The sequence below is a fragment of the Photorhabdus stackebrandtii genome, from assembly GCF_011189495.1.
Classification (GTDB): Bacteria; Pseudomonadota; Gammaproteobacteria; order Enterobacterales; family Enterobacteriaceae; genus Photorhabdus; species Photorhabdus khanii.
The window spans coordinates 1-20,472 of record NZ_PUJV01000033.1 but is presented as its reverse complement, the minus strand read 5'-3'; the positions used below and the strand labels follow the sequence as shown (position 1 = coordinate 20,472).

The following is a 20,472-nucleotide window of genomic DNA, read 5'->3' as shown; positions in this document are numbered from 1 at the left end:
TTAATCTGCAATATCATTACTGACTAAGTGCGTTTCTATTGTTTCAGTTTTCATCCATTCAGGTACCCAACGGTTATTCGTCATATATTTTTCCGCAAATTTGGCGGCGTCGCCTTTCTTCATTTTTTCTGCATCACTGGCGGCTCCGGTCAGTCCGGCTTCGGTTAACGCCTCACAGATCTGTGCTTTACTGAGTCTGCCAAAAAAATTATCTTTGGTCGGTTGCCACCAATCGCGCAGATGGAAACCCATTATGGTTTCCAACTCATCAAGTGGGCTTAACTGTGTTCGGCCACACTCACGGTTTTGAACGCCATCGATGCCACAGGCTACGCAAAAACCCATCAAGCTATGAACGCGCTCAATAGGCCATGCCAGCAACCATGTGAAATCTTTCTTCCAACCTTCGGGTAGCAGGGCTTTGATGTGCTCTTTCTGTTCCATTAAAGCGGTGTACGCTTGTCCATTTTCTCCAGTCGGCGCACTCTCGCAAAGCCCTCTATGTGACGTGTTCAAACGTACTTGCAGAGGATTTTTGAACATTGAATGTCCCCCAAACACCGCTATACAAAGCGTCCATGCCAGTAAAGCCACAGCAGTCTGCGTTTGCTGTGCAAGCGCTGCCTGTACCGCCAATGTGCGCTCAGAAGACATGGCTTTGAGTAACGGTAAGTTGATATCATCAACCGCGTTTTTCGGGGGTGTAATGACATTTGCCGGAATGTTACCTTTCCCGTTTGAGTTGTCTTTGTCCTGAACTTCATCTTCTTTCAGTAACACTCCGCGCTGAACGCAAAGACAGCCATTGTGATATGACACAACAATGCCAGCATGGTTTTTTTGTTCATCAGCCCATGCACGATTAATTACTGTCTGTTCGATATCGTTGATCTGCGCTTCCAACACTTCTGCTTCATCACAGAATGAATCTAGTGCATCGAGTGATGCCATTAGTTTATCACGGCGGATCTGTTCATCCGGCGTGTATTCCGTGGCGGGTTCAGGTAGGAACACATATTTCAGGCCATCTTCCCCCCAGTTTTTGACACGTTCCATACGTGCCAAACTCCATGACCAACCCTCTGCCTCTTCTATTTCTATGGCTAATTGCTCAAGTTTACTCATGACACGGCTGTCAAGCAGGACTGTATCGACATAACCATCCTCGTTTTCACTAAACAAATCACGGCGGATCTCTCCATCAGTAAAAGCGCCTGCACCAACAAATTTAAATTTGCTGTTATTGCTGATCAGCACTTCACTAGCAGTAATAATGCGACGAATGTCATAAACAGAAATTCTGCCGTTGTAGCTTTGCTGACGCGCAGCCTCCAACACCTGTAACTGGCGTTCCTGATCGTTCTCCAATGCCAGTACATGACAGTGCTCAGTGGTAATTTCATCCTTTGCCAACATATCCAGAATGGCTGGCGCGAGGCTAGCAAGTTTCAACATGCGCTGTACATGACGGGGGCTGTAGCCAAGTAAATCACCAATCTGTGCGGGAATTTTCCCTTCACTCGCCATTGAACGAAAACCAACGATTTGCTCCGCAGGGTGCATATCCTTACGCTGCCCGTTCTCGGTCATAGAAGCTGCAACGGCAAGGTCGGCGGGAATTTTTTTGACAGGTACAATAAGCTGATCACGTTGAATGACACCTCGTTCAATAAGTAACGCCAACGCTGCCTTACGGCGACCGCCAGCGGCGACACCCAATGAACCATCTGGCATCTCAACTACAACCAGATTTTGCAAGATACCAACAGCCGCGATACTGGTAGCCAGCTCTTCCACACTCTCCTGTGAATAGGGGATAAAACGCACATTCTGATCGGTATCAGACAAATGGGAATAAGGAACAAGCTCAACTATCGCCTGTTCCAGTACCATAACCAACGACTGAGCTACATCGGGCGATTTACGGGAGGATTTTTTAGCTGCTTTACTCGCTTTGGTGGATGCTTTAACATTTGTCTCTGACATTATTAATACCTCTTTCGTTTTGATGAATGTCTGCCGGACGGTTCCGACGTCCGGCACTTTTAAAATTCTCTTAGGTCAATCCTAGAGCTAGTTGTCAAAATCCATCGGTGGGTACCGTACCCGTTTGAAACTGTCGTGACGCGGTAGTCGTTTTCGCTTTCCGGCCTTTACCTTTCTTTTTTGTTTCCGGCTTTGTGGAAACCAGTTGCTGTGTCGGCTGAGGGGTAGGAGTCTCTCCACTTAACTGGCGACTGTTCTGATTACCCCCACTCAACATCTGCATAGTGCCTTTCGCATTCACTATAATTTCAGTGGCATAACGATCTATACCGTTATTATCCTGCCATTTGCGGGTTTGCAACTGGCCTTCGACGTAGACCTTATCGCCCTTACGTAGATATTTCCCTGCTACTTCGGCCAGCTTTCCGAATAACACAACGCGATGCCATTCTATTTTTTCTTTTTGTTCACCAGATTGTTTGTCGCGCCACATTTTGGACGTAGCCAGCGCAATATTGGTGACGGCGCCACCGTTCGGTATATAACGAACTTTAAGATCTTGACCAAGATTACCTACTAAAATAACTTTGTTTACTCCACGCTCTGCCATGATGTATCCCCCTAATACAGTTGGTCTTTTAGCCCATATCTTCTGTTAGATTCTGGAGCCGCGGTGTTGACGTTTTTTGGTATCCGGCTTCGTTTTCGCTTGGTGTTTCACATCTCCCGTTGAGTTCCTTCGCCGCAAGGGCGACAAAAACACAGATGAAGGAGGCTGTCCGGGGCACACACGAAAGTTTTTGCTTGCAAAAAGTTTTGGGGGTGTGCATTTCACCCTGGACTGACGACAGTGGCTGTGTTTTCTTCAGCCCAGGCGAAAGAAGCTTAACGGGAAAAGACACCCAATAGTGATGAGTCGGATACCACTGCAACGACGACAAGCGGCTGCGAATCGTCGTTGCCCAATAACGCCCGGCAGCTTGTCTGCGGGGCAGTGAAAGCGGCGCGGCTTTAGCCGCTGCAAGCGCTAAGGGGTTGACCTTTAGGCATCGCTTGCTATCCGAATGGACAGAGACACGCTCGCGGGGCTCTGCGGAAGCTGGCCTGCGCAGTCGCGCAGGCCAGGTGGAGTGCAGGCGACGACCCGACCGCTTGCGGGCGGGGAGCCGAAAGGGGCCCCAGATAATTGAACAATCAAAAGCAACTAAAAAGCGGAACGCTTTTAATTGCTCTGGCGAAAAAAGATCTATCTACTTACGGCTATACAATAGCTCTTCAAGATAGTTTTTTTAAAATCATCAAAGATGCTACTGTGAAGATGAAAAAACAACTGGAAAACATTAGTAAAAAATAATAAACAGTCCACAAACTAATTCTAACCAAATATTACATATAGTAATAATAAAAATCCTGAATTGGTAATCAGGATTTTTACTTCTCTAATTTTATTATTTAATACTAAACAAATTTATTTTAAATTACTAGCCTGAGAGCAACGACAAACCCATATTCTCCAAAGTATTTTTAACCTAGCATAAACGTCTTATTTACCCCTACCCATTATAACTTACATGCTGCAAGATAAGATCCTTTTACCTCTTCAGTAAAACAAGCATACTCAGATATTGCTACAGGAAGCCACTTTATCAGTATATCTGCTAATTTTCTAGCTGCCTGCTCTTTCAACAACAATATATTTTCAGTCACTAATAACGACCCAAAATTTTCAACAACATCATAAAGCCAGCATCCGGGAAAGTCATAGCCTTTTTCATTGAGCATATTAGCTACGGCGTCAACAGCTTTAGCATGATTGATTAACATAGACATTAAATCTATCTCTCCTCCTATTTGTTCTGTACGTATAATTTTAATAAAGCTTTCCCAATTTTCTTTTGCAGCTACTGCTAGATATATAGCTGTTAATGTAATTTCTTCGTCCATTTTCTACCTATTCTCACGTCTGACAGGAATACAATTATTATGCCTATTACCTTGAATTAATTGATCAAATCTAAAATGAGAAATACAACCTAACAGAATTTTTATTATTATTTTTAATCGCAGATTAATCTTCGTCATCTTAATTTTATTCTAATTATTAAACTCGTTCAGGCAATGCGTTTGGATAATGGCGTACAATAATATCGTTTAACTTTTCCAACAAATCTAATCTGTTAAATAATATATGACCAGTTCCTTTCTTAAAATAACGAATATTAAAATAATCACCTTTGTACTCAGTTGCTTCTTTCGAATTTCGTAAGTGATCATAAAATAATATCCCAATGCTATTTCGATGATCTTTAAAATTTATGCCGTCAAGAATATTAAATATTCTCTCAAGATCGTCTAATTTATTACTACCAGACGAACATATACTAAAGCCCCAAGAATTATTATATTCAACTAAGTTACTTATAATAATCTTTTTTCCAAATTTACATGGAATATTAGTTTTATAGTCCCATGACAATTTTTTAAAAATATTTATAACTCCTCGCTCAAAAATCTCATTTTTTTCTCGACTCAATTGTTCAAACGACGCTTCAATATTTTCCATTGTTATCTCAGGAAAATCTCCTTGATCCAAATTTCTTTCCCAATCGTCTCTAGCCTGCTCATCCATCAAGCTAAACATGCCCGACTTATACATTAAGCTACTCCAAATAATGCGATCATTTATTTTCGTAATTCTTTTTAAGATATCCTCTTTACCATATCCGCCAAATCTTATTTCCCAATCAGATAATTTCCCACCACCTATTTCAAGTGATAACGACTGAGATTGATTTAATATATCAATTGCTTGATCAATTAACTTCAATATATGGTCACGATAAGAAATAATTTTCTCAATAGAAACAGATAATATAATTTCTTCTTTACGGTCCACATAATTCACTTGTTCAGATGGAAATTTAACAGATCTTTTCATAATAAAAGCCTTTTTATATTAACCCTACTCTATTATCTGTCATGAATGAGTAAGGATTTATTATGTAACACTAATGCTAAAACAAACAATTAGCAGAATATATTTAACAATTTATTTATTCTAATTTTAGAATATCAAATATATAAAATTCCAAATTCCATATGCGAGGTATAGTTTTTGATTTTGTGTATTAGTAGTTGTTTTCAAGTGTAGCTCCTTTGAGTCTGGCATTTCGCCTGTAATAAAAGATGGCCTTCCATCTCTATTTCTTTATTATACAACAAATTACAATTATATATCAATGTAGGTATATAATAAATTTATGATCTTTATAAAAAATCATTTGGATTGATGGTTACGCCGGGGAATCTCATGGTTTCCCTTATTGGGAGTAAGCAAAATTGACAAGCTAACTGGGGATAATGACCGGGTAGCTGCGATAACCAGTGATTTTTCTGTGAAAAAATCATATTAAAATCCAGGAGTAGTGATTATTCTTTTTCATAAGTAATCTATTTAGATATACTCATTAGTAATCGGCATTCCTTCGCTGATTACCCTCAGGAGGCCTGTTACTGCCGTAGCTGGCCTCCCTTTCCCAAAGGTATCAACTCTAAATCAGAAAAGGGCAAGATCAAGAACGGCCAATAGCTAATATATATGTATTAGCTATTGGCTTTACTTAGTAGCCAATGAGTCAGTGATCAGTTTTTTAACTTCATTTGAATATAATTGTTGCGCAGAAAGGAGCACTATACTAACGGAAGTAATGATAAACGTTGTGAAACATGATATAATGGAATTCATCAATAAATTTGATGAAATGCAAAATAAAATTGCAATATTGATATGGCAGACCGGACAAGTGTTTTGCGCGATTTGATTTATTAACCGAGATTCTCGGCTGCATGCTCACCATTCCCAAGTTAACTACCGAATATATTCTTTTTGTCCATATATTTCACCATGACAGTCACGTTTTGTTGTTCAAAAAAAGCCGGGCATCGCCCGGCATCTGGTGACTTACTTCAGGATAAGGGCAGTCAGTGCAAACACGATGGCCGCACCAACCACAGAACAAACAGCCGTCACTATCACAACGCGGTTGATGATGTTACTGGCGCTGGTTCGCTGAGCTGCTTGCCACCGGGACAAAAACTCAGCCCGCGCCTTACTTTCTTCTTTCATGTCACGTCTGACTTCTTCTGCCGCAGAAACCAGATTTCCGTTCAATTCTTCGAGGTGTTGAAGTAACTCGGCTTGTTTTTTTAGCATGGCCTCTTGCACTTCGTTGATTTCCTTCGCATCCCCTAAAAACCATCCCATCAACACGTCTAATTTATCGGGCTGCTTATCCATATCACTCTCCGATTAACAGGCTGTATGTTTTATCCAGATTGTTTTTAACCGGAATGGCCTGCTTCATATAAGTATAACGGCGGGCCATTTTACGGCGTTCATCAGCATCGGTCGATTGTTTGGCTCTTGCTTTAAATTCTTCTGCATCTTCAGCCGTCAGAGTTTCAAACGAAATCTTATGATGCGCCAAATATTCGTAAACATCACTATCGTAGATTACAGAGTTTTTATTGATACTACCAATTCTCGTTTCTTTCACGAAATTAAAAACAGGGCGTAATACTTCATCCACATCATCACCGAGTACAACGCGGTTTGGTACAAAAATAATTTTTTTATTGTCCACACCAGCTTTACGTAAAGTATGCGCTGTTTTAATACTTTCTTTAATAGCTTTGTCTTCGGGAGTAACAGGAATGAAGTACAAATCAAACTCATTCGCGCCACCATCAAAACGGGACATAGCCATTAAAAAAGGTTCTACGTTAGATGCTCCAATATCGATAATTGCGGCATCTTCAAATACCATATCTTCAATCAGTTTGGAAAAATCATCTCCTTTGAAACTGGTTACATTCTCAATACCTAAATCCGACGCCGACTGGTTAATAGTTTCAATAGCGAAAAACTTCGCATCTTTCATACGAGGGGCAAAAAGATAGGTTGATAATAAAGTTTTCCCTACGCTGCCACTGTAATTAATTACCACTACTTTCATTTATTACCTCAGTACTTATCTACATATTTTGTTGGATCAAACAAATCGTTAATTTCATCGAAAAACTCTTTCCCAATAATACCTGGATTATTGTTGGCGTTTTCTTCCTCCTTTTGTACATCCTCTTGTGCTTTGTACAATACACGATTTCTTGGGCTGGTTATCACTTCATCTGTATTGTGCAATCTAGATGATGCGTTACCAAGCTTCAGCCTATTTTGTCTCGCCCGGTATAGCGCAGTATCGAAACTTCTGACATTGACGTTTTCGAGGCCAAACCGATCTGAAACAGCTTTGAATACGTCCTCTCTCGATACTCCCAGAGACAACATTTCTTCCACTTCGGGCAACATCATTTGAATTGCTGCCCTGATGCTTTTGGGCTTCATATTATATTACTCTCGCTCAAAATGAAGTAATTTTGACGCAATAGTGACGTATATATAACACAATCACTAAAACATGGCGTAATAATGGTGTAATTGTGTTGTATTGTCAAGATTATTTTGTCGTAAAAATGATGTAATTATGATGTATTCAAGGCGATAGCCCTTCATGCATGCAAGCATGAAGGGCGGACGAGTGTATACTTTTCGATTAATTTACCTTTAACCTGCAATACGACGGAACAGGACAAAAATAATGAAGATCCGTGCGCTGCTGATGAATACGCTCAAGGCATGAATAGAAAAACGGCAATTTACCCAAGATTATAAACACCTGCAAGACCTGATTTTCTGATACAAAAGTGAACTAATAATCAGAAGCAGGAAATAACAATTTTAATAGTCAATCCTCCGTGCTTTTTAGTCAATTTGTCACAGATGAAATATTCGCATTATTAAGCCCAGTTTCTGCAATTATAGTATCGATATCTACGCAACCCTAGCCGCTATTAAATGAATCTAACAAGAATGAAATGAATGTAAAAGCATCACTTTTACAAGCTGTAATGATTTTTTCCAAATCTCGGAAAGTCACATTGCTATCCTTTTACTTTTTATTATTTTATAACATTCATCTTCTTCGATAGCAGCACTAATCCAACCGGCTGCAATTGGTTTATCAAACTTCTCTGGCAATGTATCAAGCAATTCGTCTAAATTCTTTGATTTTTGCATTTTAATGAAAAGAGAAGCAAAACCAGCCCATTCTTCGTTATTCAGCGGAAACCACCCTTTTTCTAGTAGTAACATTAACGCGGCAAGAGCAGCCCATAAAGGAGTAGATTGTTTTTTAGACCACTCGGCCAATGCAGAACCAGGAACTGGCTTTTCCCGCCGAATAAACCCGTTTTCTAGTGCAACCTTATGAATGAGTTCTGCCCCTGTAACAGCACTTAAGCCAGAGGACATTATCCATGTTTTAACTAGCCGAGCACGAAAAGCACAAGATAGCATAGAAAAAGGCGTGTTAGTCATTTTATCCCTCTTTAATCCAACTAATGCCACTGAACAAGCGGCCTACGAATGGATTATTTTGCACGATATTCTCTTATGAACCTAGCCTTCTTCTGATGATTTATCAGGTGACATGCACTGGATATACATTTACTGATCTTTCCACCACTTACATCTTCGGTAATTTTTCTTTTCAAGTGCCGATTTTACTACCCGATCAAATGTTATATGAGCGTTCAAAGTCATAAAGTCTTGCGGATAATTTTATTGGCACCAACCATTTTTGTGTGACTATTCTCCAATTGAGCAATTTCTGTTATCAGTAACTCGAATGCATTCGGAGCATTTGATAAAATATTTGTACCATCACCAAATGGAATAATTCTTCTCAAAAAACGCTCTGGTGCCTTTCTAGCATATTCATCAATCTGAGTGTACTTGTCCTCGGCAATACGGCCTTTTCTACGCATACGCTCAACAGGGAAGTTAGCCGATCCTGTTATCACCGGATTAGCGCAACTACTCATCGTTGACATATAGCTTTCAAATGAGGTTTTCATACGATTACGAAACGATTTAAACCAATTGTCAAATTGTAGTTCCCAATCTTCAGCAACTATTTCACCTCTTTGCTGAGCTGTTTCAATGCGTTTTAATATTAGATTTTTCTGATCGCATAAACGCCAAGCATAATCTAATTGACACCATAATCCTCGACTTTCTGGATCAAAAGAAAGATTATTAAAAGCATTAGCTGTCTTTTCAAGAGAAATATCATCAATAAACTCTGCCAAGGCAGGATTAGTTTTCAGAATTTCTACTTTACGAATAATTTCACTATTGAACATACTATACACTCCTTTGAGTCTGGCCTTGCCTAGATGAAGAAAAACGGCCTTCCGTTTTTCTATATTACCCATTATATATACCCAATATGATAAATCAATACAGATATATAACAATCATTAAAATAATTATTCCCAAAATGCCAAAAACATCTATTTCAAGAATCTAGAATAATAGATTAGCGTGTTGCTCATTCAGCAGTTATTGATGCTTTCTTTCCGCTGAAAATATAAGAATGAAACAGCGCCAGTGCTTTATCCTGATGGTTAGCCTTAAATACAGTACGTACATCATTCCCTTCTTCAATGTGAAGGATTACAACATATTCCAGAAGACTAGAAATTAGATCCATCAAATAACCAGCCGTTGCTCTGCTATCGCTCAGTACATAGCAGAACGTCCATAATTGCTAAGACCTTTCACAGCATCATAATATGAAAGTTTCAGGCATCGGTTAACTTGAATATCAGCAAGAAATTGTATTGCAGCAGACTTTAAAGTTTTCATTTTACTAAACCCTCTTATTCTATAATCAGAATATTCTAATTGATTAATTTTCCAATCGATGTTAAAAAAATGACAAACGATTATTTAATTTCATCGTCTTACTTGATCCGTATTTCTCTCTAATTTCATCTATTGATAACAGTTTTCTGTTAAATCATCTGTTTTATTCTTCTGGGCAGTAATACGAATACTTCCTCTTTAAGGATCAGTAACAGATGAGTTCGTTCAATATTTCTTTGTGCCATTTAGTGTTACCAATGATCTAAATCCAATTGCCTAATACTTCAAAAAGCAAGCCATTAAGACTATTTAAAACCTCTTCTTAAAACCTCTTCTAGTTCCTTGCTATATGAGCAATAAATATAATGATATTTTGGATCATATGATTGATATTCATTTATTTTATCAATATTTTCCATCAAAAATTAATAAGAATTACTTAATATTTCCACTCCAAACCAATTGGATTACGGTCAGGATGATATTTTAAGGCTAATTCTCTATAAGGCTTTTTTGACGTCTTTTTCCGTAAGTTCACCAGACAAATTGGAAATATTAATTTTTTTAATTAATTTAACTACCACAACAAACCCGGCTTTATGCCAGGGTTTATTGTGTAGTTTAGTGCTGCCAGAAGAGATGTTACACAAGTGACAAAATGCCATGCCTATCATTCCCTTGTGCTTAATCTCCGTTGAACAACTCGCACTGGCATTCCTAAAGAGCCGGTAGCTTTTATTTCTTGTTTCAGTTCAGCTTCCCATTGCTCATGTATCCTCAAATTTCTTTCATAAGCATCTGATTTATCAAAATTTATTCCTATCCTGATTCGTTCAAACTGTTTCAATGACATAGAAACCAACCTCATCTTTGATATCTTCTCGATAAACATAGTTTACAGTATGTGCGTACTTTCTCAACAACCTGTTGTAATATCTTGCCAACACTTCATCGACTGGCGCGCTGAATATAATTTTTGCACCTGTCATTTCCACAAAGTCAATAATAACAGCAGCAATGCCATCGATAAAAAATGTTTCCAACTCGTCCGGTGTATATTTCATGTCTGTATAGTGATGGAATTGACCTTTACTGCTTGTATCAGTCAATGCGGCTAAATCGAAAAAATCAACCATATACAAATTATTTAATTCTTGCGGGTCAGAGTAGTAATCAGATAAATAATCGATAATTTCAGGGCTTGTTCTGAATTCAACGATATAATCACATTTAAGGCCCAAAGATTTATCAACCGAAACCATATATCTACTTGATGAACTTCCATTTTTCCCTAACAAACTCAAACTTATTTCCACGATGTTATCTCTGATAAAAACAAAATATATTGATATCTCATCTGAAATTTATTAAAAATAAAATTTTTAATTACCTCATAACGAAATTATAATACCATAAAATACAGACATCATTCTATGTATACGATTGAGTTCTATATTATATTAACAAAAATAATATTTCACCAACCAATTCAATAAGGGGTCAGCTTGGAGATCGGAAATTATTGTATGTTTAGCGCATGGCCTACCTTGTTCAGTTTATGCATCAATGCTAATGTACGCATACGTTAGCATTGATAAGGGCGTGTCATGGCAGAGGATATAAAAGTGTCAGTACGTCAGAATATCAGTAATCGGCAGCCAGCTCGGCCTCTAGTTCTCTGCGAGCGCGGTGACAGCTTTCTTCTTCTGCCAATGTGAGCATGATCCCGCGCCGGCTGGCTGCACCGATAAAAGTCGGGCGGTCTTTCAGGGGAAGCTTGAGCAGATAATCCATTGCGCTATTCATCAAGCGAGATGCATAGATCTCGTAATAGCAGCCACAGCTACGGTTAGCCGTCTTTTCCATACGTTCAATCACAACATCTGCGCGGATCACATCGTAAGGATGACGGGAGTAAATATTAGTTACAAATCCATCTGTACGCATGTACGTGGTTTTTCCACATCTTTCGGTAGATTCATGAGCGGCGGTTTTGACGTTTTGTGTGTTCATTCTACTTGTCCTCTTTTTTGGTGGTTAATCCATCTCTCGGTGAGTTCTTTCGCGGCAATGGGCGCAGGAGCAACAGACCTGTTCAGAAAACAAGGGCGCCGAAGGCGTGCCATTTACCCTTGTATTCTGAACAGGGATGGTGCTACACACAGCCCTCCGCGTGAGAACTCACCGAGAGATAAGTCACCCAATGGTCAAGAGAATGAACACACCCGCCATGTCGGAACGACGTGGCGACCTTAGCGCCCGGCAGCTTGTCTGCGGGGCAGTGAAAGCGGCGCGGCTTTAGCCGCTGCAAGCGCTAAGGGGTTGACCTTTAGGCATCGCTTGCTATCCGAATGGACAGAGACACGCTGGCGTGGCTCTGCGGAAGCTGGCCTGCGCGACTGCGCAGGCCAGGTGGAGTGCAGGCGACGACCCGACCGTCAAGGGCGGGGAGCCGAAGAGTGCCCAGATATCCTTTTTTCCTCCACAATGTTACCCATTCTCTAGTATCAAAAACGAAGAAAGCCAGTTATTCAAAAAGGGAATACTCAAATGACCAGATTTAAACTACGGATGTACGGATGTTAAGCAACTTCCGACTCGCTTATTTCGATATTCCGAATATACACGCCTGCATGAACCATCACCGCAATCATCTTATCCACATTGAAAAGCTGCATTTTCCCACTGACAAGCACTGAAATACGGAACTGATTAATCCCAACACTCTAGCAACTTTATCCTGGGTAAATTCCCGTTTTGCTATCTATGCCTTGAACGTATTCATCAGCAGCACACGGATCTTTATGCTTTCAGCCTGTTACGAAGGACTATCACCTTTAATACATCATAATTACATCACTCTTACAACAAAACAAGCTTAGAAATACAACACAATTACACCACTATTACTCCATGTTTTAGTGATTACGTCATATGTATGACACTATTACATCAAAATTACTTCATCTCGAACGAGAGTAATATAAGGCAAGGTGCACTGTGCGTTTCGAAGAAATGTATCCGTTTGAGACACACGCACAAGATATTTGTCATAGTTGCAGGACTGCTGACGATCAATAGAATTTATTGCTGATGACACAGGTAATCGCTGATTGGTTCCGTGACCTGTTTTGGCCATAATTTTCAAAACAAGATTGGGAGCCGTCGGCACTAACAGTTATAAAACCTAGTTTACGTAATTTAAAGCCACATTCCCAGAATATGGCACTGACATAAAACAATGTTAATCGACGTATATGAGCTTTCAAAAACGATGATAGTCGGACCCCTTACAAGGTCTAGCGTAATGACTGGCAGAAATTAGGTATCTTTCGACGAATAGATACTTAGATATCATCTATTCTTTTCTTTTTCATTCATATAAGGTTCAGCCATTTTATATATCTCCTCTGCGGTATCTGGCGGTACCCAAACACTAACTAATTGTAATCCCTTATTTTGTTTATTTAGAATATTTGTTACACGCTTCACAGCCGCATAAGTGTTTTGCCGAGTTACGTTGCGCTCTTCTGATACCTGAATGACTTTTTTCCCCTCAACTAAAACAGCATAAGCAATCTCAAGCGTTAGTAAGCTACAACTTTTCAACGCTTGAGATGAACGCTTCCAGTCTGCCTGCGAAATACGTTTAATTCTCACTTTCACCCTCTGAAATACTCCAAATTATATTATCATTTTGTCAAATTAACAACGTAAACCATTAATTCACTAATGATCACACTATGAAAGGTATTTTGAGAACTTCTAGCTAGATATAGAAGCGAAACCCGCGCGCGGCAACGCGCGGGTTTCTATTTTACATTAGCAACATTGTGAATTAGCAAAACAAAGCCGCTTTAATATAAATCATATTCGCTCTTTTTAACACTCAAATGATGCATTCTGCATAGCAACAACCAATAATGACAATAAAAATGTAAAACAAAAGTCTAATTTTTATTGACATAATAATATGCTTCAATATACTTAACTCATTGAACATTAGGACTACTTAATACAAGCTCAGAAAGCGGCGGCAACCGCTCTGAGTATAAAAATGTGAAGGAGTAAAACAATGAATGCAAAAAACAAAGAGTTATTTGTCAATTTCTGTAAGCTTGCCAAAGCCAATCTTGATGAAAGTACAACGGAGACTTTATGTAAAACCGCAGATTATGTTGAAGAAATGCAAGAACAACTCATTACAATAGAAGAGCAATTTTCTACGATGATATCTAAATATTATGCGTTGATTGAATTTGGTGAAGCAAGTGGATATTTTTCATTCAGCCCTAAAGCTGGATTTAATACCTATACATCATATACCAACGCATTGGCAGCCGCATACAAAGATATAAACACATATAAAAACTGTGCAGATGTAGATAACTGTAAAGATATTAACAAAATTTGCTGCGGTGTTATTACTAAAAAAGCTATTATAACAGACAGCGAATCTGATTACACACTACAAGGCATTAACCCAGATGAGATTATCAGAAAAATTCAATCTGATGCCGAAGATAAATTAGTTGAAAAAATCAGTGACATGTACGATGTTGCAACCAGCCTCAATGAAAAAGATACAATTGGACAAACATATTGCTTATTGAAATACGGTATTCTACCGTCACTACGCGACGTAACGAAACAAGATATTATAAGCAAATCTGATAAAAGTATGGTTGCTAAATTAGCATATATTATCGGAAAAAAAACTAACAAATCTATTATTGGAAAAATATTGCAAACAACGAGCATCAGTAAAAAAAGCCTAGCAGGTGCCCCTGAATATTATGTGGCAAAAATTAGAAAACACTGCTCAAAACAATATTGGAATGCTCCAATGGGAATAGGAGCTGATTATAAAGGATTACACATCGAAACAATTGGTGGAGAAATTTTTATCAAAGATTCTCAAGGCCGTTTCTATATAGAAGTGCCGAGTTACATTGATATAACTAAAGCTGAACAGGTGTTGAATGAATGGCTTTTACAAATTGAAGCGTAATTAATTATGACTCAATATGAATTAATTGCATTCAGCCGGTACCTAATAAAACGTCATTCAAAGCGCAAATCAGTTCGAATTCCAGCTATGACTGGTAATCAACTATGCATGCTTCTACACACGTTAGAACGAGTACACGGTTACTCTGTATAGCAACTATATTCCCCCCGCCGAAATTAACTGGCGGGGTATTGGAGAAACTCACATAATGGGCCAAAGAAAACATTTAACACAATTTGAAGTAGAGAGAATACTGGAAATGGCAAAAAAAAGTCCAAATTCAGAGCGCGATTATTGTCTAGTATATATGAGTTTTGTACATGGCTTACGTGTTAGCGAAGCCAGTCATTTACGGTTATCTGATCTGGATCTAGGAGGAAAAACTCTTTACATCCAGCGCTTGAAATGCGGGTTTAGTACTAATCATCCTCTACTAGGCTACGAAATTCATGCGATCAAAGCGTGGCTCCAAGTACGTAAAAAATTAAAGGGAGCAGAAGAAAGTAACTGGTTATTTTTATCACGATACGGGAAACCACTTACTCGTCAACGTATTTATCAAATAATCAATCAATTAGGGCAATTAGCTAATATTTCTGTTCGCTCGCATCCGCACATGTTGCGCCATGCCTGCGGTTTTTCTCTTGCAAACAGAGGAATAGATACCCGTCTAATACAAGATTATCTTGGACACTGTAACATTCGGCATACTGTGCGATATACAGCCAGTAATTCAGAACGTTTCCAAGGAATTTGGAAAAGCATCCGAAATCGGCAACCAGTTACACATTTCGGTAAAAATATATCTGGAGCCATTTTAGAGGACGAAATTCTCATGGAGAAAATGGAGGTCAGTGGAATAGACGTTGATTCTATTCAATTAGATATCAGATCCACTTTATCACAAAGTGATAGGACAGACTAATTAGGCTATATCCAATTGCTAGATAACCTGAGGTTTGCTTAAGAAGGGAACTAAGTGCCTGAGGCACGATCAAAGTTTTTGTCAAAGAAAACAAAATTGTGGAGATCCTCAGGCATGTTTAATTTAGAAGAACTTTACTGCTGCGTCGATGACTTTTGCCAAAAATTTATTCCTCTCTGGCATCAACAGTTAATTGAAAATGGTTTGCTCAAACGTCGCCGCGACGCTTCCCTTTCTCTCAGTGAAGTCATGACGATACTCATTTTATTCCACATGAGCCATTATCGTGATTTTAAAACGTTTTATATTCAGCATATTAAACACTATCTTCAGGCCGATTTTCCCCGGTTGGTCAGCTACACCCGGATGTTAACCTTGAAGCAAAGGGCGCTCATTCCTCTCTGTGCTTTTCTTTCGTCACGCAAGGCCCAAACCCAAGGGATCGCTTTTATTGATTCAACCAAAATTGCCGTTTGCCACAATCTCCGTATTCCCCGTCATCGCGTATTTCAGGGCGTCGCACCGCGAGGGAAAACCAGTACCGGCTAGTTTTATGGCTTTAAACTTCATCTGGTTATCAATGATTGTGGTGAACTTCTGGCAGTGAAGTTGACCTCAGGAAATAAGGATGATCGCCATCCCGTCAAAGCGCTGGTACAAGGGTTAACCGGATGTTTATATGGCGATAAAGGGTATTTGTCGCAGGCTTTGTGCGATGAACTGGAAGCAGAAGGAATAACGTTAATCACTCATGTCCGCCATAACATGAAGGCAAAAGAATTATCTCTCTGGGATAAGCTGATGTTAAGAAAGCGATTTTTGATAGAAACGGTCATAGATCAGCTTAAAAATATTTCTCAGATAGAGCATTCAAGACACCGCAGTCAGCTCGGTTTTTTATTGGAAATCGTCGCTGGCCTAATTGCTTATACATTCCAACCTAAAAAACCGAGCTTGAATTTACGGGATTGTGATATCGCTATTTTTAAACGAAGCTGAGGTTAGATATGAAAACAATTAACCAAACTAGTAATTAATAGTGCCAAACGATAACGGGATTAATTAAAAATTAATCCCGTTTTTTCGTCCATAAAAGATTAAATATAAATAAAAAAAGCCCAATCTCATAGAAGAAATGTCCTATCTATTGTTAATCCTGAAAAAGGTATCATTAAATTTCCTAATTGTAGTGATCACAGTGTCATAACTTCACTGACCGAATCGTAGCGTCCACTCTCGACCATACGTTATACAAACCCGTCAAGCTGTTCACCCATACTGACAGATGTAATTTTTCGCATATCGTAACCTAACAGATTAGGCCAAATCGTCGCCTGCGTCCGTGTACGCCAGCATCCTGAAAAAATCAGATTGCTTCAAAGTATGTGTATCTTCCAGCACCGGGAAATCTGCTTTGTAAAAACTGGCGGCGTCACTGGCCGAAACCACGAATTCACCCTCGATAAAGGTTTTCTTCACGTCATCCACTTTTTTACTATATGAGTGTCGGAACACCGCAGAATAGCGCCCGCAGCTATCAAGAAAAACACACGTATCCCATCGGTGGTTCCCTTTTTTTCGAAAGTGGTGATAAACCTGACGGCCATATCTGGCCGCGTCTTCAATCTTATAGTTAAACATATAAATTCTTTCTATTATATTAATCTATCGTTCCGAAAATCTGGTTCTGTGCATCCAGTGGTAACATGTGAACATAATCCCAATATCATTGCAGATACTAGTTTATCAAAGCAGTTGGTAATCAAGTAAATAAAATATCTACCTGAATTTGTTGAATAATTATTTAAGTGCGTCGATTTTAGGTTGGTTGATGTTGTACTTTGCCGCTTCAGCCTGCACTTTGAGTGCCAGTTCCTCGGAAACCCATCCGTTCACAAAATGGAGCTTGCCGTCTTCGGTATCCAATGTGATGCTCTGATATAATTCCCAAATACGTTTAACTGTATTTCCAACGTTTTGCTTAGTCCGGCCAACACGTTCGGCAACATCTTTCCGCCTTTCTCCTTTAACCAATACGGAATGGCCGATTTCCGTGGTGAGATGGGTGAATGTCTGCATTGCTGGCAGAAGTCGGTTCCACTCATCTTGTGTCATTCTATTTTTTTGAGCCATTTCTTATCCTTGTTATATTGCTAATTTACCCAAATGATATAACGCAGGCCGCTTACGGTCAATCTGAGTAAATATTATATTTACGCGTTGATATTTTTGAGCAGGGAAAGCCAACTATGGTAGTAATGGGGCCTATTGGGGGTAATCAGCGAAGGAGTCCAATTACTGATCAGTATATTTAAATAGATTGCCCTTGAAAAAGAATAGTCACCGCTCGCCGCAAGACCAGATTAGGGAGCCCTCGGCGAGTCTGTCTGGTCGAGGAAGCGGAATATTTACGGACCTATCATATTGCACTTACACCCGTTATCCACATTTTTTAGTAGCTAATTATAGGTTTTTACTTATAGGTAAGATTTACAAGCAAAACATATAGGAATTACCTTACAGGTTTAGGGGGGGGGTGATCTATCGTGAATAAAGGGGGGTGATTTAACGTAGTTAGGGGGGTGATCTATCGTGGATAAGGGGGGTAATTTAACGCAGTTTAGGGGGGGTGATCTATCGTGGATAACTTCTTGTATCTACAAGTTTTTGACAGAGTTATCTACTTAAAAATATCACTGCTGCTAACCATATAATTCTGGATGTGAAGTAGAGGCTCCACTCCTTTGTAGTAACAACAATATCATCTTTTTATTCTCACGAAATTGCTGCCGAAACTGCAACAAGCACAGCTTTAAATAAATTATTCAACCGGTATAAAAAGACCCAATGGGCCTTTAGTCAGGATTTAAACGGAATAGGGGGAGGGGAAGCATAAAGTAAAAGCCCGCCTTTAACTGGCTCTACTTTTGCTTTGGGGTAGACGACTAGCACTTGCTTCAATGCTGACATGAAGGCTCTTTTGAAATCCTTATCAGCATTTTTACCGTTATATTCCTGCGCAAACTGATCACGTAGCTTTGTCCAGTAAAGTAACACCGGCCGCCCTTCAATTCGATGTAACCGATGTGCTAACCACGCGTAAATATCCAGTGCAAGCGCAGAACCTTTCAGTACGTGCAATGCTCTATTATCCAGAGGAACGGCACTCTCAATAAGTCCTTTGAAATAGCCCTCCGATAACGTTAGTACACCGGGCCAGAACGTTAGTTGCTTTGTGTCTTCATTTCTGAGCCAAGCATCAAATTGTTCTACGGGCTGGCCGTTGTACGTGCGTCCCTTGAAACCCAACTGTAAACGGCAAGCGGCCAACGCATGCATTTGTGTACGCAACGTTCTGTGACGTGCGCCCTGCGAGTCCATTCCCATCAAGCGAAGGAACTCGTTTGCACTGTGTCCTATGGCGATCTCTCGTGTCTTGTTACGCAAGGCATACGATGAAAGCCACGCCATTGTAAGACGGGGCATGGCCCCATATGGTAATAGTTGCTCTACGGGACCATTACCTTCATCGAGCCATCCAGCCTGAACTACAAGCCAGGCATCACCAGAACGACGCATAAACTCGCGGCCAGCGACTTTAGAACGGGGTAAACCTACCTGGCAGAGTATCGAGTGTGTAAAGACCATATCTTCACTCTGAGGCGGTTTCTGACGAATAAACGTAGCCGCATCAATGGTCTTCTTTTGCCGCTTGGTTAACGGCTTGTCATTTTCTTTTTTGATCATAGTCCCATGCTCTGATTTGGCTACTGTGATAATGTGTTGAATTGAAATTCGTAAAATTCCTACTGATGCAATAAATCAGCTAATACGAGAGTATATATAATAAAATAGTTTGAACCAGTGATGCTAATCCTAAGTTTTAGAAATTGCCAACAAGAATATAGTAAATTTGGAAAACGCTAATGAAGTAGTGAAGATTGAATCTTGGATGCCAGGTGATTAATTATCGAAAAATTGTGATTCTAAAAAAATCTTCGCTAAACGTTGGCAACCTTTGTAGTTCAGCTTGTGAAATTGCTGTTTTGTAACCACTTCCCATTTCTGTTTAAAAACCACTTGTTTAGTGCCATTCTTATACAGCCGATAAACTTTGGCGATAATTTTATATCCGCCATCAGAACGCTCATAGACTGCAAATGAAAATTCATTAGTGCTACGGGTGCTTTGATCCTGATAAACCTGTGATATCTGCTCGGTGTTGTATTATAGGTAATAATATATGGATACCCCACCACTTGTATGGGATATCTATAATACTAATTTTTATTTATTCCGGCCATTTGATACGACGTATAAAATTTAAACACGGCTCTTTTTCAGGAAAATCAGCAAAAAAATCAATCATTTTCATACAATGATCGCGAAAACCCTTTTCATCATTAACAGCCAAGTCAATACGACAAGTATATTTCTCACCACTCTCAAATCTAACGGTGATTTCTGTTTTATCATAACCCATCTTTACTAATGATGGCTGCTTTATTTGCCATTTGTTCAAAAATGGCAAATGGGAATATAACTTCTTTAACCGAAAAAATTTTTGATTCAGACCAATGAACTAGGCTGTGTCCCTTAATGTAAGTTGATAGTATTATCATCTAATTAGTTTAATACTGGAAAAAGATGATGGCCCGCTACGACATTCCTGATGACGCCTGGATATTGATAGAACCTTGTTTGCCCCCTGTACATTCAAAGCGAGCAGGACGTCCACATGTTGAACACCGCCGTGTGATGAATGGGATGTTCTGGGTGTTA

Annotated in this window: 24 protein-coding genes and 1 pseudogene; 7 read left to right on the top strand and 18 right to left on the bottom strand. The window is 39.4% G+C overall.

Annotation, left to right across the window (positions count from 1 at the left end; all coding sequences use genetic code 11):
* Both C5470_RS18985 and ssb read right to left on the bottom strand, forming a co-directional pair.
* Complete coding sequence (locus C5470_RS18985) at positions 1-1,986, bottom strand: ParB/RepB/Spo0J family partition protein (RefSeq protein ID WP_152963857.1); 1,986 nt, start codon at positions 1,984-1,986, stop codon at positions 1-3.
* Between the two features lie 94 nt (positions 1,987-2,080).
* Positions 2,081-2,596 (bottom strand): single-stranded DNA-binding protein, encoded by a 516-nt coding sequence (gene ssb / locus C5470_RS18980; protein WP_152963858.1) that lies wholly within the window; start codon positions 2,594-2,596, stop codon positions 2,081-2,083.
* 576 nt (positions 2,597-3,172) lie between these two features.
* Between ssb and C5470_RS18975 the strand changes: the two genes are divergently transcribed.
* On the top strand, positions 3,173-3,340 hold the full coding sequence (locus C5470_RS18975) for a hypothetical protein (RefSeq protein ID WP_152963859.1): 168 nt from the start codon (positions 3,173-3,175) through the stop codon (positions 3,338-3,340).
* A 206-nt stretch (positions 3,341-3,546) separates the two neighbouring features.
* Here the strand turns inward: C5470_RS18975 and C5470_RS18970 are convergent, their stop codons facing one another.
* From C5470_RS18970 to C5470_RS18920, 11 genes are all read right to left on the bottom strand, one after another.
* Positions 3,547-3,930, bottom strand: coding sequence for a hypothetical protein (locus C5470_RS18970; protein ID WP_166291249.1), 384 nt, complete (start codon positions 3,928-3,930; stop codon positions 3,547-3,549).
* 157 nt (positions 3,931-4,087) lie between these two features.
* The gene (locus C5470_RS18965) at positions 4,088-4,924 is read right to left on the bottom strand and encodes a DUF4942 domain-containing protein (RefSeq protein WP_152963861.1); all 837 of its coding nucleotides are present in this window, start codon (positions 4,922-4,924) and stop codon (positions 4,088-4,090) included.
* Between the two features lie 1,023 nt (positions 4,925-5,947).
* Positions 5,948-6,283 carry a plasmid stabilization protein StbC gene (gene stbC / locus C5470_RS18960; RefSeq protein WP_152963862.1) on the bottom strand — a complete coding sequence of 112 codons (336 nt, stop codon included), beginning with the start codon at positions 6,281-6,283 and terminating at the stop codon, positions 5,948-5,950.
* A gap of 1 nt (position 6,284) precedes the next feature.
* Entirely contained in the window at positions 6,285-7,001 is a 717-nt protein-coding gene (gene stbB / locus C5470_RS18955; protein WP_152963863.1) for a StbB family protein, read from the bottom strand.
* An 8-nt stretch (positions 7,002-7,009) separates the two neighbouring features.
* Positions 7,010-7,390: a plasmid stabilization protein StbA gene (stbA, locus tag C5470_RS18950; protein WP_152963864.1), complete on the bottom strand. Its 381-nt coding sequence runs from the start codon at positions 7,388-7,390 to the stop codon at positions 7,010-7,012.
* 588 nt (positions 7,391-7,978) lie between these two features.
* Positions 7,979-8,422, bottom strand: coding sequence for a hypothetical protein (locus C5470_RS18945; RefSeq protein WP_152963865.1), 444 nt, complete (start codon positions 8,420-8,422; stop codon positions 7,979-7,981).
* A 221-nt stretch (positions 8,423-8,643) separates the two neighbouring features.
* Positions 8,644-9,321, bottom strand: a complete 678-nt coding sequence (locus C5470_RS18940) for a hypothetical protein (protein ID WP_166291247.1) — start codon at positions 9,319-9,321, stop codon at positions 8,644-8,646.
* A 116-nt stretch (positions 9,322-9,437) separates the two neighbouring features.
* A complete protein-coding gene (locus C5470_RS18935) occupies positions 9,438-9,599 on the bottom strand; it encodes a hypothetical protein (protein WP_152963867.1) in 162 nt (53 codons plus the stop codon).
* Between the two features lie 825 nt (positions 9,600-10,424).
* Positions 10,425-10,607: a hypothetical protein gene (locus C5470_RS18930; protein ID WP_112878178.1), complete on the bottom strand. Its 183-nt coding sequence runs from the start codon at positions 10,605-10,607 to the stop codon at positions 10,425-10,427.
* Positions 10,588-11,070, bottom strand: a complete 483-nt coding sequence (locus C5470_RS18925) for a hypothetical protein (protein ID WP_146748307.1) — start codon at positions 11,068-11,070, stop codon at positions 10,588-10,590. Before C5470_RS18925 ends, C5470_RS18930 begins: the two co-directional genes overlap by 20 nt.
* A 328-nt stretch (positions 11,071-11,398) precedes the next feature.
* Positions 11,399-11,767: a hypothetical protein gene (locus C5470_RS18920; RefSeq protein WP_152963852.1), complete on the bottom strand. Its 369-nt coding sequence runs from the start codon at positions 11,765-11,767 to the stop codon at positions 11,399-11,401.
* 39 nt (positions 11,768-11,806) lie between these two features.
* Here C5470_RS18920 and C5470_RS18915 point away from each other — a divergent pair, with 39 nt between their 5' ends.
* Both C5470_RS18915 and C5470_RS18910 read left to right on the top strand, forming a co-directional pair.
* The gene (locus C5470_RS18915) at positions 11,807-12,010 is read left to right on the top strand and encodes a hypothetical protein (protein ID WP_162524243.1); all 204 of its coding nucleotides are present in this window, start codon (positions 11,807-11,809) and stop codon (positions 12,008-12,010) included.
* A gap of 66 nt (positions 12,011-12,076) precedes the next feature.
* Entirely contained in the window at positions 12,077-12,259 is a 183-nt protein-coding gene (locus tag C5470_RS18910) for a hypothetical protein (protein ID WP_152963868.1), read from the top strand.
* An 849-nt stretch (positions 12,260-13,108) separates the two neighbouring features.
* Here C5470_RS18910 and C5470_RS18905 read toward each other — a convergent pair.
* On the bottom strand, positions 13,109-13,414 hold the full coding sequence (locus tag C5470_RS18905; RefSeq protein WP_152963869.1) for a TrfB-related DNA-binding protein: 306 nt from the start codon (positions 13,412-13,414) through the stop codon (positions 13,109-13,111).
* Positions 13,415-13,829: 415 nt separating this feature from the next.
* Between C5470_RS18905 and C5470_RS18900 the strand changes: the two genes are divergently transcribed.
* The 3 genes and pseudogenes from C5470_RS18900 to C5470_RS18890 all read left to right on the top strand — a co-directional run bounded on the left by C5470_RS18900 (position 13,830) and on the right by C5470_RS18890 (position 16,689).
* On the top strand, positions 13,830-14,765 hold the full coding sequence (locus C5470_RS18900) for a hypothetical protein (RefSeq protein ID WP_152963870.1): 936 nt from the start codon (positions 13,830-13,832) through the stop codon (positions 14,763-14,765).
* Positions 14,766-14,973: 208 nt separating this feature from the next.
* Positions 14,974-15,690, top strand: a complete 717-nt coding sequence (locus C5470_RS18895) for a tyrosine-type DNA invertase (protein WP_152963871.1) — start codon at positions 14,974-14,976, stop codon at positions 15,688-15,690.
* A gap of 114 nt (positions 15,691-15,804) precedes the next feature.
* A pseudogene (locus C5470_RS18890) lies at positions 15,805-16,689 on the top strand (IS982 family transposase).
* Between the two features lie 318 nt (positions 16,690-17,007).
* Here the strand turns inward: C5470_RS18890 and C5470_RS18885 are convergent.
* From C5470_RS18885 to C5470_RS18870, 4 genes are all read right to left on the bottom strand, one after another.
* Complete coding sequence (locus C5470_RS18885) at positions 17,008-17,331, bottom strand: antirestriction protein ArdR (protein ID WP_152963872.1); 324 nt, start codon at positions 17,329-17,331, stop codon at positions 17,008-17,010.
* A gap of 159 nt (positions 17,332-17,490) precedes the next feature.
* Positions 17,491-17,823: a TrfB-related DNA-binding protein gene (locus C5470_RS18880; protein WP_152963873.1), complete on the bottom strand. Its 333-nt coding sequence runs from the start codon at positions 17,821-17,823 to the stop codon at positions 17,491-17,493.
* Between the two features lie 726 nt (positions 17,824-18,549).
* On the bottom strand, positions 18,550-19,437 hold the full coding sequence (locus tag C5470_RS18875; RefSeq protein WP_152963874.1) for a replication protein RepA: 888 nt from the start codon (positions 19,435-19,437) through the stop codon (positions 18,550-18,552).
* 544 nt (positions 19,438-19,981) lie between these two features.
* Complete coding sequence (locus C5470_RS18870) at positions 19,982-20,173, bottom strand: hypothetical protein (RefSeq protein WP_152963875.1); 192 nt, start codon at positions 20,171-20,173, stop codon at positions 19,982-19,984.
* Positions 20,174-20,340: 167 nt separating this feature from the next.
* On the opposite strand from C5470_RS18870, the gene C5470_RS22980 reads away from it, so the two are divergent.
* Positions 20,341-20,472 (top strand): transposase (locus C5470_RS22980; protein ID WP_339917008.1); only part of this gene is annotated, 132 nt, incomplete at its 3' end.